The 19,986-nt window shown below is 67.7% G+C and carries 14 protein-coding genes; 4 read left to right on the top strand and 10 right to left on the bottom strand.

What is annotated here, in order from left to right; genetic code table 11:
• Positions 1–21: 21 nt before the first annotated feature.
• Complete coding sequence (locus ACOQOP_RS01255; RefSeq protein WP_420564497.1) at positions 22–315, bottom strand: hypothetical protein; 294 nt, start codon at positions 313–315, stop codon at positions 22–24.
• Between the two features lie 198 nt (positions 316–513).
• Between ACOQOP_RS01255 and ACOQOP_RS01250 the strand changes: the two genes are divergently transcribed.
• Positions 514–4,074, top strand: a complete 3,561-nt coding sequence (locus ACOQOP_RS01250; RefSeq protein WP_420564496.1) for a glycosyltransferase — start codon at positions 514–516, stop codon at positions 4,072–4,074.
• A 12-nt stretch (positions 4,075–4,086) separates the two neighbouring features.
• Here ACOQOP_RS01250 and gghA read toward each other — a convergent pair whose 3' ends face one another.
• Positions 4,087–6,465: a glucosylglycerol hydrolase gene (gene gghA, locus ACOQOP_RS01245; protein ID WP_420564495.1), complete on the bottom strand. Its 2,379-nt coding sequence runs from the start codon at positions 6,463–6,465 to the stop codon at positions 4,087–4,089.
• A gap of 205 nt (positions 6,466–6,670) precedes the next feature.
• On the opposite strand from gghA, the gene ACOQOP_RS01240 reads away from it, so the two are divergent.
• Genes ACOQOP_RS01240 through ggpS form a run of 3 tightly spaced genes read left to right on the top strand, consistent with a single transcriptional unit; the run spans position 6,671 to position 10,064 of the window.
• Positions 6,671–7,792: an NAD(P)H-dependent glycerol-3-phosphate dehydrogenase gene (locus ACOQOP_RS01240; RefSeq protein WP_420564494.1), complete on the top strand. Its 1,122-nt coding sequence runs from the start codon at positions 6,671–6,673 to the stop codon at positions 7,790–7,792.
• The gene (locus ACOQOP_RS01235; RefSeq protein ID WP_420564493.1) at positions 7,789–8,544 is read left to right on the top strand and encodes an HAD-IIB family hydrolase; all 756 of its coding nucleotides are present in this window, start codon (positions 7,789–7,791) and stop codon (positions 8,542–8,544) included. The genes ACOQOP_RS01240 and ACOQOP_RS01235 overlap by 4 nt, the downstream gene beginning before the upstream one ends.
• Positions 8,541–10,064 carry a glucosylglycerol-phosphate synthase gene (gene ggpS / locus ACOQOP_RS01230; protein WP_420564492.1) on the top strand — a complete coding sequence of 508 codons (1,524 nt, stop codon included), beginning with the start codon at positions 8,541–8,543 and terminating at the stop codon, positions 10,062–10,064. The genes ACOQOP_RS01235 and ggpS overlap by 4 nt, the downstream gene beginning before the upstream one ends.
• 30 nt (positions 10,065–10,094) lie before the next feature.
• On the opposite strand, the gene thiD is transcribed toward ggpS, so the two are convergent.
• The 8 genes from thiD to tolB all read right to left on the bottom strand — a co-directional run bounded on the left by thiD (position 10,095) and on the right by tolB (position 19,970).
• Positions 10,095–10,907, bottom strand: a complete 813-nt coding sequence (thiD, locus tag ACOQOP_RS01225; RefSeq protein WP_420564491.1) for a bifunctional hydroxymethylpyrimidine kinase/phosphomethylpyrimidine kinase — start codon at positions 10,905–10,907, stop codon at positions 10,095–10,097.
• An 8-nt stretch (positions 10,908–10,915) separates the two neighbouring features.
• Positions 10,916–12,277 carry a phosphoglucosamine mutase gene (gene glmM / locus ACOQOP_RS01220; protein WP_420564490.1) on the bottom strand — a complete coding sequence of 454 codons (1,362 nt, stop codon included), beginning with the start codon at positions 12,275–12,277 and terminating at the stop codon, positions 10,916–10,918.
• A gap of 73 nt (positions 12,278–12,350) precedes the next feature.
• Positions 12,351–13,469, bottom strand: a complete 1,119-nt coding sequence (folP, locus tag ACOQOP_RS01215; RefSeq protein ID WP_420564489.1) for a dihydropteroate synthase — start codon at positions 13,467–13,469, stop codon at positions 12,351–12,353.
• A 43-nt stretch (positions 13,470–13,512) separates the two neighbouring features.
• The gene (gene ftsH, locus ACOQOP_RS01210) at positions 13,513–15,438 is read right to left on the bottom strand and encodes an ATP-dependent zinc metalloprotease FtsH (RefSeq protein WP_420564488.1); all 1,926 of its coding nucleotides are present in this window, start codon (positions 15,436–15,438) and stop codon (positions 13,513–13,515) included.
• Entirely contained in the window at positions 15,435–16,769 is a 1,335-nt protein-coding gene (gene tilS / locus ACOQOP_RS01205) for a tRNA lysidine(34) synthetase TilS (RefSeq protein WP_420564487.1), read from the bottom strand. The genes ftsH and tilS overlap by 4 nt, the downstream gene beginning before the upstream one ends.
• Before the next feature lie 50 nt (positions 16,770–16,819).
• Entirely contained in the window at positions 16,820–17,803 is a 984-nt protein-coding gene (ybgF, locus tag ACOQOP_RS01200) for a tol-pal system protein YbgF (RefSeq protein WP_420564486.1), read from the bottom strand.
• Positions 17,804–17,966: 163 nt separating this feature from the next.
• Positions 17,967–18,470, bottom strand: coding sequence for a peptidoglycan-associated lipoprotein Pal (gene pal / locus ACOQOP_RS01195; RefSeq protein WP_420564485.1), 504 nt, complete (start codon positions 18,468–18,470; stop codon positions 17,967–17,969).
• 156 nt (positions 18,471–18,626) lie between these two features.
• Complete coding sequence (tolB, locus tag ACOQOP_RS01190; protein WP_420566506.1) at positions 18,627–19,970, bottom strand: Tol-Pal system beta propeller repeat protein TolB; 1,344 nt, start codon at positions 19,968–19,970, stop codon at positions 18,627–18,629.
• Positions 19,971–19,986 lie beyond the last annotated feature (16 nt).

Genomic DNA, 19,986 nt, shown 5'->3' with positions numbered 1-19,986 from the left:
ACAGAAGGGGTCTTCCTATCCTCAATCTTCAGTGAACTTGGCGAGATCGATATCCCCGTGCCGGAACGGGATCCAGTACTTGGTCTCGCTGTTGTACTGGAGGCCGTAGATATTCGTGCAGAACACCTTCACCGGCGGCTTGGTCTCTCCGGATTCGGTCTCGGTCCGGGCGGCGTCGACCAAGTCCGAGCCTTTGAACTTTTCCCACGCGGCAGCAACATCGCTCCGGTCCGCCTCGGGAAGGTCGTTGATCTCCATGGCGAGATCCCAGGTCTTCTCCAGGTCGTTCCAAAGATCGTCGAGATATTTACCCATCGTGTCGTCCGCTATCGCTATGGTGCCCGCATCGAGGATGAGGACCGATTTGGCTGTCTCGGCTTATAGCCAAACCGGCACATTCATTAAAAGGGAATTGTCATCCCCACGGCCGCCCCGGAGTGTGTTACGAAACGGGAATTGTTGCAAATCCTCAGTCGCCCGACGGGGACTGGGAGCCCATTGTCCGGATCGCCGATGCCTACAACGCCCGACGCCCCCGCCGCCGACCAGGAAGTCGGGACAGCTCCCAGCCCGGAAAAGAAGCCCCAGACCGCCCTGCTGGTTCTCGGCATGCACCGCAGCGGCACCTCCGCCCTGACCCGCGTGGTCAACCTCCTGGGCGTCGATCTCGGCACCGACCTGATGGAGGCGGCCGAGGGCAATAACGAGCGCGGGTTCTGGGAACATCAGGGGGTGGTGACCCGCCACGACCGACTGCTGGCCGATCTCGGCATGCGCTGGGACGATCCGCGCGCGATGCCGCAGGATTGGCTGGAGCATCCGGCGACGAAGGCGGCCCGTGCCGACCTGGAGGCCATCCTCGACGCCGAATTCTCCGACGCCGCGCTCTGGGGGGTGAAGGATCCCCGCATGTGCCGCCTGCTGCCCCTTTGGCGGCAGATGCTGGAGGCGCGCGGCGTTCAGGCGACGGTGCTGCACATGCTGCGCCATCCGCTGGAGATCGCCCGCTCGCTCGAGCGGCGCGACGCCATGCCCCGCGGGCGGGCGCTGATGCTGTGGCTGCGTCACCAGATCGAGGCACTAACCGCCAGCGACGGTGCGCCCCAGTCCTGGGCCAGCTTCGACCGGCTGATGGCCGGCTGGCGGGGCGAGATGGAGCGGGTGGACGCCGATCTGCATCTCGGCTTCGGCAAGCGGATGGACGGTGCGGCGGCGGAGATCGACGGCTTCCTCGATGTCGGGCTGCGCCACCACGCCCTGGACGACGACATCCTGAAGACCGAGCCGGCGCTGGCCGCCTGGATCGGGCGGGTCTACGACGCAGTGCGTCTGGCCGATGGCGGCGACCGGGATGCCGCCCTGGCGACAGTCCGCGAGGTTCAGGACGAGATCGACCGCGCCTCCTACTACTTCGACGACACCTTCGCCGACTGGGCCGGTCTCGAGCTGCGCCTGCGCGAGGAAATCGACGTTCGCGACAACCGCATCCGCCTTCTGGACGACAGCGTTCAGGAGCGCGACGGCCGGGTCGCCGAGCGGGACTCTCGCATCGCCGAGCGCGAGCGGATGATCGACGATCGCGACCGGACCATCGGCGCCCTTGAGGAGACCGTCGCCTCCCTGCGCGACACGATCGAGGATCTTCGCGACGACGTGTCCGACCTGCAGTCGGAGGTGAAGGACCGGGACGGCCATATCCACAACCTGGCGATGGCCCGGATCGATCTTCAGAACCACATCCAGGCGCTGGAATCCTCCACCTCCTGGCGTGTCACCAAGCCCTTGCGAAAGGTGGGCAACGCCGTCCGACGCGCGCGCCGCGTCACCCATACGCTGAAGCCGGGTGAGCTGTTCCGGGCGAAGCATGTCGAGGGCGACGTCTGGGAGGCCACCGACACCTTCTCGGTCATGGTCCTGCAATCCGACCGGGGCCGAATGCCCACGGGGTGGGTCGAACTGACTTACGGCATCAAGGCCGACCGGTTGGCCGCGCCGTCGCTGTTCGCCGATACCGGGTCCGGCACCGCGGAGATCGACCGCAAACGGCTGCCGGTGACCGACGGGAACAACGTCACCTGCTTCGTGCGCCTGCCCGACGACGTGAAAGGGCTCCGGCTGGACCCGATCAGTTGGAAGGGCCGGTTCGAGATGGGACCGATCCGGGCGCGGGAGATCACGCGGCTGGAGCTGCTGCGGGTGCTGGCGACCAACGCCTATGCCCAGGAGGGCATCCGCCCGATCGTCGGCAACCTGCGCCGCGGCGGAGTCCAGGGGCTCAAGGAATACCTGATAAAGAAGCTGCCCAAGCCGATCGAAACCTATGACGACTGGCGCGACCTGTTCTATGCCCTGACCGACAGCGACCGCGCGGCCATCCGCGCCCATGTCGGTCGCATGGAGAACAAGCCGGTCTTCTCCGTCGTCATGCCGACCTATGAGACGCCGCCGGCGCTGCTGGAGAAGGCGGTCGAGAGCGTGAAGGCCCAGCTCTACGACGCCTGGGAGCTGTGCATCGCCGATGACGGCTCCAAGAACCCGGAAATCCGGGCGATGCTGACGCGCTACGCCGCCGAGGATCCGCGGATCAAGGTGGTCTTCCGCGAGACCAACGGCCATATCTCGGCGGCCAGCAACTCCGCCCTGGAAATCGCCACCGGCGACTGGATCGCCCTGCTCGACCATGACGACGAGCTGACCGAGGACGCGCTGTACTGGATGGCGGCGAGCCTGGAGGCCAATCCGGACGCGGACATCCTGTACTCCGACGAGGACAAGATCGACGAGGAGGGCCGGGTCTCCGACCCCTACTTCAAGCCCGACTGGTCGCCGGAACTGTTCCTGTCGCAGAACATGATCAACCACCTGGGGGTCTACCGTCGGTCGCTGGTCGAGAAGGCCGGCCGGTTCCGCGAGGGCTTCGAGGGTAGCCAGGACTACGACCTCGCCCTACGGGTGCTGGATCAGACCACGACCGACCGGGTCCGGCACATTCCGGCAGTGCTCTACCACTGGCGCATGGTCGCCGGCAGCGTGGCGCTCGGCACCGGCGAGAAGACCTATCCCTACGAGCGCGCCCGCAAGGCGATCGCCGAGCACCTGGAGCGCAACGGCGTGAAGGCAGAGGTGATCGCCGGGCGCGACGGGTTCAGCCACCGGGTGGTCCCGGCCCTGCCCGCCCGCAAGCCCCATGTCACCATCATCGTGCCGACCCGCGACCGGGTCGACATGATGCGCATGGTGGTCACCGGCCTGCTGGAGAAGACCGCCTATCCGAACTGGGACCTGATCATCGTCGACAACGGCTCGGAGAAGGCGGAGACGCTGGAGTATTTCGCCGAGATCCAGAAGGACGACCGGATCGCCATTCTGCGCGACGACGCGCCGTTCAACTTCTCCCGCCTGAACAACCTGGCGGCGGCCGAGGCCAAGGGCCCGCTCCTGCTGCTGCTGAACAACGACATCGAGCCGATCGACGAAGGCTGGCTGGAGGAGATGGTGCGCCAGCTCCAGCGGCCGGGTGTCGGCGCGGTCGGCGCCAAGCTCTACTACCCGAACGACACCGTGCAGCATGTGGGCGTCACCACCGGCATCGGCGGCGTGGCCGGGCATTTCGACAAGCACCTGCCGCGCGAGGCGCCCGGCTATTTCAGCCGCGCCCAGCTCATCCACAACGTCACCGCGACCACGGCGGCCTGCCTGCTGACCACCAAGAAGATCTACAAGCAGGTCGGCGGCATGAACGAGAACGAGCTGCGGGTCGCCTTCAACGACGTGGATTTCTGCCTGAAGATCCGCGCCGCAGGCCACCGCATCGTGCTGACCCCCTATGCCGAGCTGTACCACCACGAGTCGGTGTCGCGAGGGCTGGAGGACACCGCCGAAAAGCGCGACCGGTTCCGCGGCGAGATGATGTGGATGAGGAACAAATGGGGCGACGCGCTCGACGCCGACCCCTATTTCAACCCGAACCTCAGCCTGGATCAGGAGACCCCGACCTTCGCCATCCCGCCGCGGGTGCCCAAGCCTTGGGAGCTCGACGACGCGGACAGCGGGGACTGGTCGGACTCAGCCTGAGCCTCCGCCCGCTCAGCGCCGGTCGGCGCTGCGGGTGTAGAGCACGCCCATGCTGTCGGACAGGGTGATCGGCCCGCCGATATAGTCGCCGCCGATCGGCGGGGTGCGCAGGGCGACGTTCCAGCCGTCCCCCTCCAGCCCCTTGATCGGCAGGGTCAGCGGGTCGAAATCCTCCATCACCCCGCCCTCCAGATGGGCGATGGCGAAGACCTGCTCGCCGTCCGGTCCGTGGCGGAGGGTCCCGAACAGCACCCGGCCATCGACCGGCTCGCGGTACTCGTAGACGTCGTCCGGCCCCAGGTTGTCGCGCAGCCACGGCCGCGCATGACGGAACGAGCGCAGGCCGAGGTTGAACGCGGTCTGGCTCTCGCTCAGCGCCGCCTCGTAGCCCGACACGTTGCAGTAGTCGTGCATGTCGTCCATCCAGGCCCGGGCGATCTCCTTCAGGATCGGAACCGTGAACGGCGCGGGCCCGGCGAGCGGCGGGTCAACCTCGTTCAGCAGCTTGGCGATGACGTCCAGGTCGTAGCCGGTCACCTCCACCAGGGCGGGCAGGAACTCCATGAAGCGGACCAGGCTCTCCCGGTCCTCGAAGCCCATCGCCTTGAGCCGCCGGAACGCCATCGGGATCGAGTAGGAGTAGTTGTCGACCTGCCATTTCAGGGAGATCGCCTCCTCGGACACCACCTTCACGCCGTACTGGTCGTCCTGGTTGCGGATGAATCCCCAGCTCGCCCGAGCCGAGGCGTTGAGGAAGTCCATCGGCACGCCGGGGAACACACCGTAGGTGATCAGCGAGACGGCCGGGTTGTCATAGGCCTTGTCCAGGATCTCCATCCGGGTGTCGCCCAGTCGGGTGTTCACGTTGAGCTTCGGGTTGATCTGGGTGCCGCGCCGCAGGGTGTCGTGGTTGGCGCAGCCGGAGATCCAGTGCGCCCCGTGCTCCATGATCTCGCGGATCCGCCACCACTTGGACAGCCAGAACGTATAGAGGAACGGCGTGTTGTGGGCGAAGGTCAGCGGTCCCCACTGGAACACGTCGTCGTCGCGCTGGGCATCGATCACCGCCCGGTAGGTCGAGGACAGCTCCCAGTCCTCCTGGGGCCAGGGCCGGCCGTCCTCAAACACGAACCACGGCCGGTAGCGGCGGTCCGCCACCTCCTGCACCACATCGGACATGGACTGCAGGTATTCGTCGTCGTGCTCGACCCGCTCGGTGTTGCTGTCCCAGAAGGTGAAGTCCTGGGCGCCATCGACGCGGATGCCGTCGGCGCCGAAATCGCCCTTGCGGCGCTGCATCTCGAGCAGCACGGCGCGCACGATGCCGTTGCGGTAGTTGATGTTCTGCCCGTACATGTTGGGGCCGGCGAAATAGTGGTGGTTCAGCGCCTTCAGACCCTGGTTGTCGCTGTGGCCGAAGACCACGTCGAAGACAAGCTTCTTCGGCCCGCCCGGGAAGTTGTGCAGCGCCGCGGCGAGATCGACCAGTTCGTCCGGCCGGCCGGTCTCCAGGATCGCCGGGTTCACCGCCCCCATGCCGGAGATCACGATGTCATAGCCCCAGTTCGTGGTGTTCGGCCGGTGCAGCTCGACGGTGACCCCGTCGTCGTCCGGATCGTCATCGGCGATCTCCTCCCAAAAATCCGGGCCGGTCTCGAACACCGTCGTCGGCTCCACCGGCAGGAGCTGGACGGCGTCGTAGCCGAGGAAGATCCGATCCGCCGGCTCCACCGGCAGCTTCATGCGCACCCGCTCGGCCAGGTGCTCGAAGCGCCTCGTCAGGCTCGCGAGCGTTCCGCCGGCCGTCGCGGTGGCGACGTGGATCTGCAGGATGTTCACCGGCGGGCCGAGCTTGACCGGGTCGCCCTCCGGCAGATTGGCGAAGTAGTCCCGATCGCCGCGCCGGGCCTGCATGGCGGCGATGTCATAATATTCGGCCGGCGCGAAGACGCCGAACGGCAGCGAGGCGGCCAGCGGGTCGAGGATGCGGTGCCAGCCGTCATCGTCGCGCCATGCCAGCGCGTAGAACGAGCCGACCTCGTCGCGCGTCCCCGCCCGCATCCCCTCCACGGCGGCGAAGCAGAACGCCTCGCAGCGGCCCACCGGCACGAACTGGCGGCGCATGCGAAGGGTCTGGCGCGACACGGTGAGGTCCACCGGCTCCTCCGGCTCCAGCACCTCCAGGAAGATGTCACCGTCGGGAATCCGCCGGTCCAGCAGTTCCGGCGCCCAGAAGCCGACCTCGCACAATCCGTCACGTTTATGGGCACCGAGCCCGCGGGCAATCTGAAGACCGGCATCGAAATGGGTGGCCGAGGTGTCGAGCGCATTGCGGCACCAGGCCACCAGTTCCCGTGTCCGTTCCTCGTTCTGAATGACCGCGGTCGTCATCGCGATTCCTTCCTCTGTAGAGTGGTAAGGATGCCCCGCCGGACCCCTATAGTGCTAACCGGGACAGCGCCGGAGGATCAACCCGGGCCATATTGCATTGCAGCAATCTGGGGCTCTCCCGCCGGGGTCAACCCTTGATCATTCCGCGCTGCGGTGCATGTTAAGGGGGTCGAATTCAATCCTTGGAGATGCCCCCATACCCGACATGAACGCGTCCCCCTCCGATCAGAGTGACCCCCGGGCGATAGAAAAATTCGCCGTGATCGGCGCCGGTGCCTGGGGCACCGCGCTCGCCATCACCGCCGCCCGCGCCGGCGCCGAGGTCAAGCTCTGGGCCCGCGATCCGGCCCTGTCCGCCGCGATCAACCGCGACCGCACCAATGCCCAGCTCCTCGCCGGCTACGACATTCCCGACGCGGTGAGCGCGACCTCCGACATGGCCGAGGCCGTGGCCAGCGTGGACGCGATCCTGCTGGTGGTGCCCTCCCAGGCCATTCGCGATATCGGTGAGCGGGTTCACGCAGTGGCGGCCCCCGGCGTGCCCGTGGTGCTGGCCAGCAAGGGTGTGGAGCGCGAGAGCGGCAAGCTGATGACGACCGTCGTAGCTGAGGCCATGCCCGGCCGGCCGATCGCCGTCCTGTCGGGCCCGAGCTTCGCCTCAGAGGTCGCCGGCGGCCATCCGACGGCGGTGACCATCGCCTCGGCCGACGCGGCGGAGAACCCGCACGGGGCGCTCGCGACCCGGCTGTCCCTGGCGCTGGCCACCCCCTCCTTCCGCCCCTACATCTCCGACGATCTGATCGGCGTGGAGGTCGGCGGCGCAGTGAAGAACGTGATCGCCATCGCCTGCGGCATCGCCAGCGGCTCAGGCTTCGGCGCCAATACCTGGGCGGCCCTGATCACCCGCGGCCTGGATGAGATGAAGACCCTGGCCCAGGCGCTGGGCGGACGGCGCGAGACCGTCACCGGCCTGTCCGGCATGGGCGATCTGGCGCTGACCTGCTCGTCGGAACAATCGCGCAACATGTCGTTCGGCAAGGCGCTCGGCGAGCGCCAGCGCCAGGAGGACCTGCTCAGCAACCGCCGCACGGTGGTGGAGGGCGTGGTCAACGCCGTCTCCGTCACCGACCTCGCCCGCAAGCTCGGCGTGGAAATGCCGATCTGCGAGGCGGTGCGCTCCATCGTCGCCGACGGCGTGGAGATCTCGGAGGCGATCGGCCGCCTGATGGAGCGGCCGCTGAAGGCCGAGCCGGCGGCGCTGAACATCCGGATCCCGCACGGGAACGAAGACGACGTCGAGGACTACGTATCGGAGATGCTGCCATGACCCGCACCGACCCCAGCAAGGCGGATGTCGTCCTGGCGACCGACCTGGACGGTACCTTTCTCGGCGGCACGGACGAGGAGCGCACGCGGCTTTATTCGGCCATCGACGCGAACCGCGACCGGATCTCGCTGGTCTTCGTCACCGGGCGCGACATCCCCTTCATCCGCGAGCTGACCGGCGACGGCTGGGTTCCCAAGCCGGACTTCGTGATCGGCGACGTGGGCACCACCATCGTCCAGGGCGAGGCGTTCGAGACCGTGCCGGAGCTGGAGGCCGACATCGCCCGGCGCTGGGGCGATGCGGGCGACCGGGTGCGCGCGATGCTGGCCGATGTGGACTGGCTGGAATTGCAGCCGACCCCGTTCCGCTACCGGGTGAGCTACTACTACGACCCGGACCGCTACGACCCGGCGGTGGCAGAGCGGATCGAGGCGGCGGGCTTCGACTGCCTGACCTCCGCCAGCACCTATCTCGACGTTCTGCCCAGGGGCGTCAGCAAGGGGCCGACCCTCCTGCGGCTGGTCGATCACCTGAAGATCGACCCAGACCAGGTGCTGGTCGCCGGCGACACGATGAACGACCTGTCGCTGTTCGAGACCGGCCTGCGCGGCGTGGCGGTCGCGAACAGCGAACCGGACCTCGTCTCGCGCGTTAGGTCCCTGGAGAACACCACAATCAGTCGGGGCGACGGTGCCGCCGGCATCCATGAGGTGATCGAAACACTGACAAGCCTGCGGGGGGCAGCGGCATGAAATCCGATCTGGTCATCGTCTACCATCGCCAGCCTTACGAGGAAGTCGAGGTCGACGGGAAGATCGAGCTCCGGGCGAACAAGAGCCCGAACGGAATTGTGCCCACCCTCAAAAGCTTCTTCGGTGAAGTCTCCCACGGCGCCTGGATCGCTTGGAAACTGCGAGACTACGGCGAGATGCCGGACTGGGAGCGCGTGGTCACCATCAGCGACGATTTCGGCGATTACACGGTCTCGCGCCTGGCGCTGACCGAGGATCAGGTGAACAGCTTCTACGCCGTCACCTCCAAGGAGGCGCTCTGGCCGATCCTGCACTCCTTCGTCGACGCCTACGACTACGGACCGGTCGACTGGCCGACCTTCCAGGAGGTGAACTTCCTGTTCGCCCAGGCCGCCGCCGAGCAGGCCGCCGACGACGCCATCATCTGGATACACGACTACAATCTCTGGCTCGTCCCGGTCTATCTGCGCCAGATGAAGCCGAACGCCCGAATCTCGTTCTTCCACCACACGCCGTTCCCGTCGCCAGACGTGTTCAACGTGCTGCCCTGGCGCAACGAGATCATGGACAGCCTGCTGCACTGCGACCAGGTCGGCTTCCACATTCCACGCTACGCCGTGAACTTCGCCAATGCAGCCCGAACGCTGTTCGACGTCTCCATCGAGGAGGAGATCGACGTCGAGGACGGCATGTCGCCCCGTGGCATGGCCCTGTCCGAGCCGACAATCATCACGCGGCTGAAGTACCGGGAGCAGATCGTCAACATCGACGCGTTCCCGGTCGGCACCAACGTCAACTACATCGAGGAGGTTGCCCGCTCCGAGGCAACCGAGGCCAAGCTTAAGGAGATCAAGGAGGAGTTGGCCGGCAAGCGGCTGATCGTCTCCGTCGCCCGCACCGACTACACCAAGGGCACCAAGGAGATGCTGGAATCCTTCGAGCGCCTGCTGGAGCGCCGCGAGGATCTGCACGGCGGGATCCGCCTCATGTGCGTCTCGGTCCTGGCCAATCAGAACATGGCCGTCTACCGCCGGGTGCAGGAGGAGATCGAGGGGCTGGTCGGCCGCATCAACGGGCGGTTCGGCACCTTCGAATGGACGCCGATCATGCTATTCACCGGTGCCGTGCCGCTGGAGGACCTGATCGCCTATTTCCGCGCCGCCGACGTGTGCTGGCTGACGCCGCTGCGCGACGGGCTGAACCTGGTCTGCAAGGAATACTGTGCGGCCCGGATCGACGAGCAGGGGTGCCTGGTGATCTCAGAATTCATGGGGGCGGCGGTCCAGCTCCCCTACGCGGTGATGACCAACCCCTATTCCGAACGCTTCATGGACGCCGCCATCGACCAGGCGCTGGACATGAAGCCGGAGGAGCAGAGGGCCCGCATGCAGATGATGCGGAAGAACGTGAGCCACTACGATATCGTCCAGTGGTCGCAGCACACCATGGAGCGCTTCGAGGAACTGGCCGAGAGCCGTGCCGGACGGCCGGTCAGCCACAAGCCCGCCGCCGCCGAATAAGCGACGGCGCCGGACCTCCGGTCGAGGGCGTCAGGCGTTCTCCTTGACCGTATGGACGTGGTTCAGCGGCCCGTGGCCGGCACCGTAGCCCGGTGCCGTGGCGATGGCCGTGGTCACGTATTTGCGCGCCCGATCCACCGCCTTCTCCACCGACAGCCCCTGGGCAAGGCCCGTTGCGATGGCGGAGGCGAGGGTGCAGCCGGTGCCGTGGGTGTTGGTGCCGGCGATCCGCGGGCTCTTGAAGGCGCGCACGCCGTCCTCCGTCGCCAGCAGGTCCACCACCGTGTCCGAGGACAGGTGCCCGCCCTTCAGCAGCACCGCCGGCGGGCCCAGCGACAGCAGCATCTCGGCGGCGTGGTGCATGTCGTCCACGTCCTTGATCGTCATGCCGGTCAGCAGTTCCGCCTCCGGCAGGTTCGGGGTCAGCAGATGAGCGCGCAGGATCAGCCGCGCCTTCAGCACCTGCATCGCCTCGGGGTCCAGCAGCGGATGGCCGCCCTTGGCCACCATCACCGGGTCGACCACCAGCGGGACATGCATCCCCTTCTCTTCGATCACGTCGACGATGGTGTCGATCACCGGCCCGGAATGCAGCATCCCGGTCTTGATCACGTCGGCGCCGAGGTCGTCGAACAGCAGGTCGAGCTGCTGGCGCAGGAACGGGATCGGCACCGGATGGACACCGAACACACCCTTGGTGTTCTGCGCGGTCAGCGCGGTGATGGCGGTCATGGCGTAGCCGCCCAGCGCCGTCACCGCCTTGATGTCCGCCTGAATGCCCGCCCCACCGCCGGAATCGGAGCCGGCGGCGATCAGAACACGCCCTTTCGTCGACCTTGGCATGACCGCTCTTACTCCGCCGCTTTGGTGCCAGTTTGTTCGATGGCGTCCACGACCCGGTCGACCGCAGCCACCACCTCGCCTTCGTCGTCGCCCTGGGCCATGACCCGGATGAGCGGCTCGGTCCCCGACTTGCGGATCACCAGCCGTCCGGCCTCGCCCAGCTTGTTCTTGCTCGCCTCGATCGCCGCCTTCACCGGGTCGGTGGCCAGCGGGTCGCCGCCGGCGAAGCGGACGTTGCGCAGGACCTGCGGCATCGGTTCGAACACCCGGGCGACCTGAGACAGCGGCTTGTCCGCCCGCTTCATCGCCGCCAGCACCTGCAGGGCCGCCGCCAGACCGTCGCCGGTGGTGCCGTGGTCGGACAGGATCATGTGGCCGGACTGCTCGCCGCCGACGTTGTAGCCGCCCTCGCGCATCGCCTCCAGCACGTAGCGGTCGCCGACCTTCGCCCGGACCAGTTCCAGCCCGATGCCGTTCAGGTAGCGCTCCAGCCCGAGATTGGACATCACCGTGGCGACCACGCCGCCGCCGCTGAGCCGTCCGTCCACCAGCCAGGAGCCGCCGATCAGGCCGAGGATCTGGTCGCCGTCCAGCTTGTGCCCGGTCTCGTCGGCCAGGATCAGCCGGTCGGCGTCGCCGTCCAGGGCGATTCCGACATCGGCGCCCTCGGCCTGCACCCGGGCCATCATCGCCTCGGGAGCTGTGGCGCCGCAGGCCTCGTTGATGTTGAACCCGTCCGGCGACACGCCCATGGGGATCACCTCGGCGCCGAGCTCAAACAGCACCCGGGGCGCTGCCCGATAGGCGGCCCCGTTGGCGCAGTCGATCACCACCTTCAGGCCGTCGAGCCGCAGGTCGCGGGGGAAGGTGGACTTGACCACCTCGATATAGCGGCCCTGCTCGTCCTCCAGCCGTCGGGCGCGGCCGAGCGCGTCGGAGGCGGCGAGCGGCAGGGTCTGCCAGCGCTCGACCAGTTCCTCGATCTCCGCCTCGACCGCGTCGGACAGCTTGTAGCCGTCCGGGCCGAACAGCTTGATGCCGTTGTCGTAATAGGGGTTGTGGGAGGCGGAGATCATCACGCCGAGATCGGCGCGCATGGACTGGACCAACATCGCCACCGCCGGGGTCGGCATCGGGCCGACCAGGACCACGTCCATGCCGATGGAGGTGAAGCCCGCGACCATCGCCGGTTCGATCATGTAGCCCGACAGCCGCGTGTCCTTGCCGATCAGCACGAGGTTGCGGCGACCATGGTCGGACCGGAAGCGGGCGCCGGCTGCCATGGCCACGGCCATCGTGGTTGCCGGGGTCATGGGCTCGGCATTGGCGCGGCCGCGGATGCCGTCGGTTCCGAAAAGTGTGCGGGCCATGGCGTGTCAGGTTCTTTCGATCGTTTCGATATTTATAGCGTATTGCATCTTTAAAGGTGATTAACGCACCGGCTCAAGATTCCTGCTGGATCGCTCGGCGCAAGGCGAAGGCCTGTGCCGTCTCCGCCGCATCGTGTACCCGCACCGTCTGCGCCCCGAAATCATACGCCGCAAGCGCCAGGGCGATCGATCCGGGCAACCGGTCGTCGGCCTTCTCCCCCCGCGACAGGGCCCCGATCGAACTCTTGCGCGACGCACCGAACAATACGGGCCGCCCCATCCCATGCAGCAGGGTGAGCCAAGCGGTCACCTGGATGTTGTGGGCGGCCGTCTTGGCGAAGCCGAAGCCCGGGTCGACCACCAGCCGCTCCCGGGCGATCCCGGCAGCCTCGGCCGCCGCCAGGCGGGCCTCGAGCTCGTCGAAGACCTCCAATGGTGCGCAATCGTACCGCGGGTCGGCCTGCATCGTTCCGGGCTCGCCGCGCATATGCATCAGCACGACCGGGCAGTCATAGCGGGCCAGCAGAGCGGGCGCCTCCGGGTCATAGGCCAGGGCCGAGACGTCGTTGACGATCGCCGCTCCGGCCTCCAGGGCGGCGCGCATCACCGGCGCCTTGCGGGTGTCGACGGAGACCCGATGCCCCTCCCCCGCCAGCACCTCGATCACCGGCACGACCCGGTCGATCTCCTGCTGCACCGAGACCTCGGCGGCCCCCGGTCGGGTGGACTCCCCACCGATATCGAGGATCTGCGCGCCCTCCTCCGCCAGCCGGCGGCCCTGGGCGATGGCGGCGTCGCGCGACGCGAAGCGACCGCCGTCGGAGAAGCTGTCCGGGGTGACGTTGACGATGCCCATGATCGCCGGGCCGTCCTCGCTCCAAACCGGCCCGCGCGGTGCCGTCAGCCGCTCCAGCAGGCCCGCCGGCAGGAGCGCGGGGTCGAGATCGGCCGGGGCGACGGTCTGCACCCGCACCGCACCGGCCTCCCGGCGGATCAGCTCCAGGCGCCGGAAGGCCACCGGCCCGCCGGCCAGGGGAAGCGCTTCGCCGGACGCGATCGCGGCCTCGGCGGCCGGGCCGTGGAGCAGATCGACCGGCCGGGCATAGCCGGGGCGTGCCTGGGTGGGGAGGGTTGGGGCAGATGCGGTAAGCCCGCGCCAAGGCGCGGGCTCACGAAGGATGGGAAGCGTCATGGACGGGACCGTGTGCGGTGGAGGGCCACCCGAACCGGGCGGATCAGTCGCCGGGCTGGGGATCGGGCTCCATGCCGCCGCCGGGGGCGGTGCCGCCGGTCGGGACCGAGGCGCGACGGCCGGGGCCGCTCGGCTTGGACGGCTCGTCGCGGCCGCCGCGATTCACCGAGCCGCTGGCCAGGAGTTCCTGGATCTCGTCGCCGGACAGGCTCTCGTATTCCAGCAGGCCCTTCGCAAGGGTGTGCAGGTCGTCCATATTCTCTTCGAGGATCCGGCGGGCGTCGTCATAGGCCTCGTCGGTGATCCGGCGGATCTCCTCATCGATCACATTGGCGGTCGCGTCGGAAACGTTCTTCTGCTGGGTCACCGAGTGGCCCAGGAACACCTCCTGCTGATCGGCGGAATAGGCCAGGAAGCCGAGCTTGTCGCTCATGCCCCATTCCGTGATCATCCGGCGCGACATCTCGGAGACCATGCGGATGTCGGAGGACGCACCGGTGGTGATCCGCTCGGCGCCGAAAATCAGGTCCTCGGCGATGCGGCCGCCGCAGGCGACCCGCAGGTCGGCCTCGAGCTTGGCCTTGGAGAGCGAGATCCGGTCGCCTTCCGGCAAACGCATCACCATGCCCAGCGCACGGCCGCGCGGGATGATGGTCGCCTTGTGGATCGGATCGCTGTCCGGGCAGTGCAGGGCGACGATGGCGTGACCGGCCTCGTGATAGGCGGTCAGCTTCTTCTCCTCGTCGGTCATGACCATGGAGCGGCGCTCCGAGCCCATCATGACCTTGTCCTTTGCTTCCTCGAACTCGGTCATGCCGACCACGCGCTTGCCCTTGCGGGCGGCCAGCAGGGCGGCCTCGTTGACCAGGTTGGCGAGGTCGGCGCCGGAGAAGCCGGGGGTGCCGCGGCCGATGGTGCGCGCGTCGACATCCGGGCCCAACGGGACCTTGCGCATGTGCACCTTCAGGATCTTCTCGCGGCCCAGAATGTCCGGGTTCGGCACGACGATCTGACGGTCGAAGCGACCGGGACGCAGCAGGGCCGGGTCGAGCACGTCCGGACGGTTGGTCGCGGCGATGAGGATCACGCCCTCGTTCGCCTCGAACCCGTCCATCTCGACCAGAAGCTGGTTCAGGGTCTGCTCGCGCTCGTCGTTGCCGCCGCCCAGGCCGGCGCCGCGATGGCGGCCGACCGCGTCGATCTCGTCTATGAAGATGATGCAGGGGGCGTTCTTCTTGCCCTGCTCGAACATGTCGCGCACGCGGCTGGCGCCGACGCCGACGAACATCTCCACGAAGTCGGAGCCGGAGATGGTGAAGAACGGCACATTGGCTTCGCCGGCGATGGCGCGGGCCAGCAGCGTCTTACCGGTACCCGGAGGGCCCACCAGCAGACAGCCCTTGGGGATCTTGCCGCCCAGGCGCTGGAAGCGCTGCGGGTCCTTCAGGAACTCGACGATCTCTTCCAGCTCGGACTTCGCCTCGTCGATGCCGGCGACGTCGTCGAACGTCACGCGTCCGGTCTTCTCGGTCAGCAGCCGGGCGCGGCTCTTGCCGAAGCCCATGGCCTTGCCGCCGCCGCCCTGCATCTGGCGCATGAAGAAGATCCACACCGCGATGAACAGCAGCATGGGGAACCAGCTCAGCAGGATCTGGAACAGCCCGGAGGTGCCCTCTTCCGGCGGTGCCGCGGAGATCCGCACGCCGGAGGTGTTCAGGCGCTGGACAAGGTCGGCGTCCTGCGGCGCATAGGTCTGAAAGGTGCTGCCGTCGGAGAACCGGCCGGAAATCTGCTGGCCCTGGATGGTGACCTGGTTGACGCGCCCGCTCTCGACTTCGGACAGGAAGTCCGAATAGGCGAGGCTGCGCTGGCCCGTGCGCGGGGAAGATCCCTGGAACAGGTTGAACAGCGCCACGAGCAGGACGCCGATGATGATCCAGAGAGCGAGATTCTTGCCGAAATTATTCACGTCGTCAGCCTTCCATTGGCCATCGGCCCATCGATCCGTCGCTCACGCGTCGCCAGCAGGTGGATGACCACCCCAATTTCATGCGGGTCGGGCGCCCTCCGTTCGCCCAGCACAAGGTGGGGGAGCGCGACCACCCCGTCAAGGTCAGTCACAATCGGCCACGCGAGTCGGGCGGCGTGCGGCAGGGCCCGCGCGTCGTCCGGAAGCGTCGCATCCAGACCTAAGCGCTTGATCCGGCGCCAGCCCTCCGCCCCGCAAGGTCCGACATTTATCGGCGAGGATGTTTCGTTGCGTATGAGGAAGCGACCGTCCCAGCAGGCGGTCTGCCCGCCCTGTATGCAGAGCGGCGGCGCGCAGGCCACCTCCTCGCGCATCACGGTCAGGGTCTCGCCGTCGGCCTGCAGCAGGCATCCCCGCAGGGTACGGCGCGGTGCGGCCGCCCCGTTGGTCACCCAGTCGAGCAGCCCGGCCATGGCCCCGGTGCCCGGCGGATACCCGGCCTCGCCCGCTATCCTGAGCACGTGGCGCAGGACGGCGGCGGTGAAGTCGCTGCGCTCGGCGGTCAGCGCCCGGCGGTCGAGCCGGCAGGTGCCGCAGGGATGGATCACGGCATGGCGGACGAGCCAGCCCTTCACCTCCCGGTCCATGGCGCGCCGCGCGCCGCCCATCGCCTCTGCCAGCCGGGCCAGCCGGTCGGCGGTCAGGCCCACCGCCTCCAGGGCCGGCCGCAGCCGGCGCAGGTCGGCCCGGGTGAACCGGGGATCGGCATTCGTCGGGTCTTCGGCATAGTCCAAGCCGGCGGCGCGGCAGGTGGCCACCAGCCGCTCCTTCGGCAGCGACAGGAAGGGCCTCGCCAGCCTTATCCCGCCCCGCCACGCGACCGCCGCCATGCCGGCCAGCCCTTCGGGTCCGGTGTCGCGGTCTATGCGGTGCAGCACCGTCTCGGCCTGGTCGTCGCGGTGATGGGCCAGCAGCAGGGTGGTCGCCCCGGCCTTGTGGCAGGCCTCGGTCAGCAGCGCCAGCCGGGCCTCCCGGGCCGCGGCCTGGAGCCCCGCCTTGGGCTTGCGGCCGGTCCAGGCCAGGATCCGATGGGAATGGCCCAGTGCGGTGGCCCGCCGTGCCACCCCGGCCGCTTCGGCCGCCGCTTCCGGGCGCAGGCCGTGGTCGACGGTAAGCACCAGCAGCGGCCGTTGCCGCAGCCGCGACCAATGGTCGGCCAGATGGAGCAGGGCGATACTGTCGGGCCCGCCCGATACGGCGAGGGCGACCGGACCCGGCAGGTCGGGCTCCCCGGCCAGGACCGTGTCCAGCAGTTCGATACCGTCCCGCAACTCGAGCGGAACGTCCGTGTGGTCCGTGATCTCCCCGGCGGCGGCCGAGATTATCCGCCGCAGTTCAGCGCCTGGGTCTCGTTGATCATGCGGCGCTTGATGTTGGTGGGCGCCTTGGGGAAGTCCTCGTTGAGCTTGGCGAAGGTCGTGCACGCCTCCTCCTTGCGGTCGATCCGAGCCAAGGCCATGCCGAGCTTGAGGAGATTGTCGGCAGCCTTCGGGCTGTTCGGATAGCTCTGGTAGCCCCCCAGAAACGCGACGGCCGCCTCTTCATAGCGTTCGCGCGCGTAGTACGTCTCGCCGAGCCAGTACTGGGCGTTCCCGGCAAGGGGATCGTCCGGATGCGCCTCAAGGAAGGCCTTGAAGGCCGCTTCGGCGGTCGGCAGGTCGTGTTTCACGAGATGGTCGAAGGCGGCCTTGTACTGGTCCTCCACGGACGCGTCGGCCGGCAGCAGCGCCGTCTGGGTCGCAGTCGCATTGCCCGGCGGCGGCGTGGTCGCCTTCAGAGTGGAGAGTTCATTGCCCGACAGCGTGCCCAGGTCCCGCGGCTTGGCACCGGTGGTCGGGCTGGTCGTGTCGGCCGGCGGTGACAGCTCGGTGCGCGGTCCGGACGTCTGGCCGCCACTGGTTTCGCCGGACGAGACGCCGCCGGCATCGCCGCTCAGCTCGCGGAAGCGGATGTCGGTATCGGTCTGCAGACGGTCCATGCGGTCGGAGACATTCTGGACCTGGAAGCCCAGTTCCTCGACCCGGCCGGTGACCCGGCGCAGATCGGCCTCGATCTGCTGCAGCCGGATCTCGATCCGCGCCAGCGGCGAACCGCCGACACCGTCGGGCTGGACAAGCTGGTTGGTCTGGTTGGCGGTGACCGAGGCGGGCGGCTGGCCGCCGGCATAGACAGATCGCTGCAGATCGGCCAGTTCGCGCTCCAGTCTCGCCATGCGGTTGAGCAGGCCACTGACGTCCTGCTGCGCCGAGGCGACCGTCGGAACCGCGGCCGAGAGGAGGAGGATTAGGGCAACGAAGCGCATCATGGTCCCAGTCTCCAGGATGCTCGCGGCGGAATTATGGCGCGGCGTGCAAATTGACGCCGCATCCTCTCCGCCAGGACAACCGGTCCAGGAAGACCGGCCGGTCAAAAAAGAACGGCGGCGCCCGGTTGCGGGGCACCGCCGTCCATTACGCGATCGCGAACCGTCAGTTGAGGACGGTGACGCCGCGGCGGTTCTCGGCCCAGGCCTGCTCGGTCGACGCCGGGTTCACCGGACGCTCCTTGCCGTAGGAGATGGTGTTCAGACGGCTCGGGTCGATGCCGAGGGAGACCAGGTAGTCCCGGACGGCGCTGGCGCGACGCTCGCCGAGCGCCAGGTTGTACTCGCGGGTGCCACGCTCGTCGCAATGGCCCTCGATGGTGACCGACGTGCTCGGGTACTTGCGCAGGAAGAACGCCTGACGCTCGAGCGTCGTGCGGGCCTCACCGTCAAGAGCGGAGCTGTCGAAAGCAAAGAAGACGCGGTCGCCAACGTTGACGACAAAGTCTTCGGCGCTACCCGGAGCCGGACCGGTCGGGGCCGTCGCCGTGGTGGAACTGGTCGGCTGAACGTTGCCGCCCGAACCCGCATTTGCCGACTCGTCGGGTGCGGTCTCGCAAGCTGCGAGCAGCGCGACGGCAGCAAATACGCTGAGAAACTTGATGCGCATGATAGGTCTGTCCCTCTGGAGATTCTGTGGTGCCGGGCGCCCCGCCCCCCTCGTGGTCCAAGTGACCCGGCCTGTCCGGGCCCGGACTCGTAGAGCCGGACTGCACAGTTTCCCGACAGCCGACCACGAGCGTTTTTCCTTATAGCTTCTAATTGATTAGCGAAGCAAGGGGCTCCACGCTGGATCGGATGCATCCAGTGGCGTGAGCACCTCCCGTTCGTTATACCCCGTGAGGTCGATCGTATACAACTTTGAGGTGCCGCCGCGGCCGCTGCGATCGGTCGGAGTCTGCTTGAAATACACCAGAACCCGGCCGTTCGGCGACCAGCTCGGCGCCTCCACGAGGAAGCCCTGGCTGAGCAGACGCTCACCGGACCCGTCCGGGCGCATCACGCCGATGTGAAAGGTGCCGCCGGTGATCTTGGTGAAGGCGATCAGGTCGCCGCGGGGCGACCAGACCGGCGTGGCGTAGCGGCCGTCGCCGAAGCTGATCCGCTTCACGTTCGAGCCGTCGGACCCCATCGTGTACAGCTGCTGGCTGCCGCCGCGGTCGGAGTTGAAGACCACCTGGCTGCCGTCCGGCGCGTAGGTCGGCGAGGTGTCGATCGACCGGGTGTTGGTGAGCTGGGCGACCCGGCGGGTGCGCAGGTCCATGGTGTGGATGTCGGTCACGCCGTCCTTGGCCAGGCTCATGATCACCCGGTTGCCGTCCGGCGAGAAGCGCGGCGCGAAGGTCATGCCCGGGAAGTCGCCGAGGACCTCCTGCTGACCGCTGTCCAGGTTGAAGATGTAGACCCGGGGGCGGTTCTGGTAATAGGCGAGATAGGTGATCTCCTGCACCGTCGGCGAGAAGCGCGGCGTCAGGACCAGGGTGTTGCCGTCGGTCAGGAACTTATGGTTCGCCCCGTCCTGATCCATGATGGCGAGCTGCTTCTTGCGCCGGTTCTGCGGCCCGCTCTCCGCGATGTAAACGAAGCGGGTGTCGAAATAGCCGTCCTCGCCGGTGATCCGCTTGTAGATCATGTCCGACACGATATGGGCGGCGCGGCGCAGGGATTCCTCGATCGCGGTGAGCGAGGTGCCGGTCATGTACTGCTCGGCATACACATCCCATAGGCGAAATTCTATGCGGTACTGACCCGGAGAGGGGATCGTCACCCGGCCGTGAACCAGGGCCTGGGCGCTGATCTGACGCCAGTCGCCGAACCGCGGCGGCGTGTCGAAATCCAGGTCCGACTGGATGAAAGCCTGGGGATTGATCGGCTTGAACAGGCCCGAGCGCTCCAGATTCGCGGAGATGATCTCGGTCATGGTGCGGCCGACTCGCGTCGCCTCCACGCCCTCGCCCTTGAAATCGGCGATGGCGACCGGAAGCGGATCCACCCGGCCCTGGGTGATGTCGATGCGCAGCTCGCTGCGGGCCGGCGCGGCGAAACCGGCCACACCCGAAGCGCCGACCAGGCCGGCCAGCGACAGGCGGGCGAGATCGCGGCGCGACATCGCGCTGTCAACGGTC

Origin of the sequence: Thalassobaculum sp., from assembly GCF_965223715.1 — a bacterium.
Classification (GTDB): Bacteria; Pseudomonadota; Alphaproteobacteria; order Thalassobaculales; family Thalassobaculaceae; genus Thalassobaculum.
Note: the sequence above shows the minus strand (reverse complement) of the source record. Positions and strands in the feature narration are given on the sequence as shown.

What these genes read in the sequence shown, in the direction of transcription:
- ACOQOP_RS01255 (WP_420564497.1), bottom strand. Translation starts at nt 315, where the DNA reads ATGGGTAAATATCTCGACGATCTTTGGAACGACCTGGAGAAGACCTGG.
- ACOQOP_RS01250 (WP_420564496.1), top strand. Translation starts at nt 514, where the DNA reads ATGCCTACAACGCCCGACGCCCCCGCCGCCGACCAGGAAGTCGGGACA.
- gghA (WP_420564495.1), bottom strand. Translation starts at nt 6,465, where the DNA reads ATGACGACCGCGGTCATTCAGAACGAGGAACGGACACGGGAACTGGTG.
- ACOQOP_RS01240 (WP_420564494.1), top strand. Translation starts at nt 6,671, where the DNA reads ATGAACGCGTCCCCCTCCGATCAGAGTGACCCCCGGGCGATAGAAAAA.
- ACOQOP_RS01235 (WP_420564493.1), top strand. Translation starts at nt 7,789, where the DNA reads ATGACCCGCACCGACCCCAGCAAGGCGGATGTCGTCCTGGCGACCGAC.
- ggpS (WP_420564492.1), top strand. Translation starts at nt 8,541, where the DNA reads ATGAAATCCGATCTGGTCATCGTCTACCATCGCCAGCCTTACGAGGAA.
- thiD (WP_420564491.1), bottom strand. Translation starts at nt 10,907, where the DNA reads ATGCCAAGGTCGACGAAAGGGCGTGTTCTGATCGCCGCCGGCTCCGAT.
- glmM (WP_420564490.1), bottom strand. Translation starts at nt 12,277, where the DNA reads ATGGCCCGCACACTTTTCGGAACCGACGGCATCCGCGGCCGCGCCAAT.
- folP (WP_420564489.1), bottom strand. Translation starts at nt 13,469, where the DNA reads ATGACGCTTCCCATCCTTCGTGAGCCCGCGCCTTGGCGCGGGCTTACC.
- ybgF (WP_420564486.1), bottom strand. Translation starts at nt 17,803, where the DNA reads ATGATGCGCTTCGTTGCCCTAATCCTCCTCCTCTCGGCCGCGGTTCCG.
- pal (WP_420564485.1), bottom strand. Translation starts at nt 18,470, where the DNA reads ATGCGCATCAAGTTTCTCAGCGTATTTGCTGCCGTCGCGCTGCTCGCA.
- tolB (WP_420566506.1), bottom strand. Translation starts at nt 19,970, where the DNA reads ATGTCGCGCCGCGATCTCGCCCGCCTGTCGCTGGCCGGCCTGGTCGGC.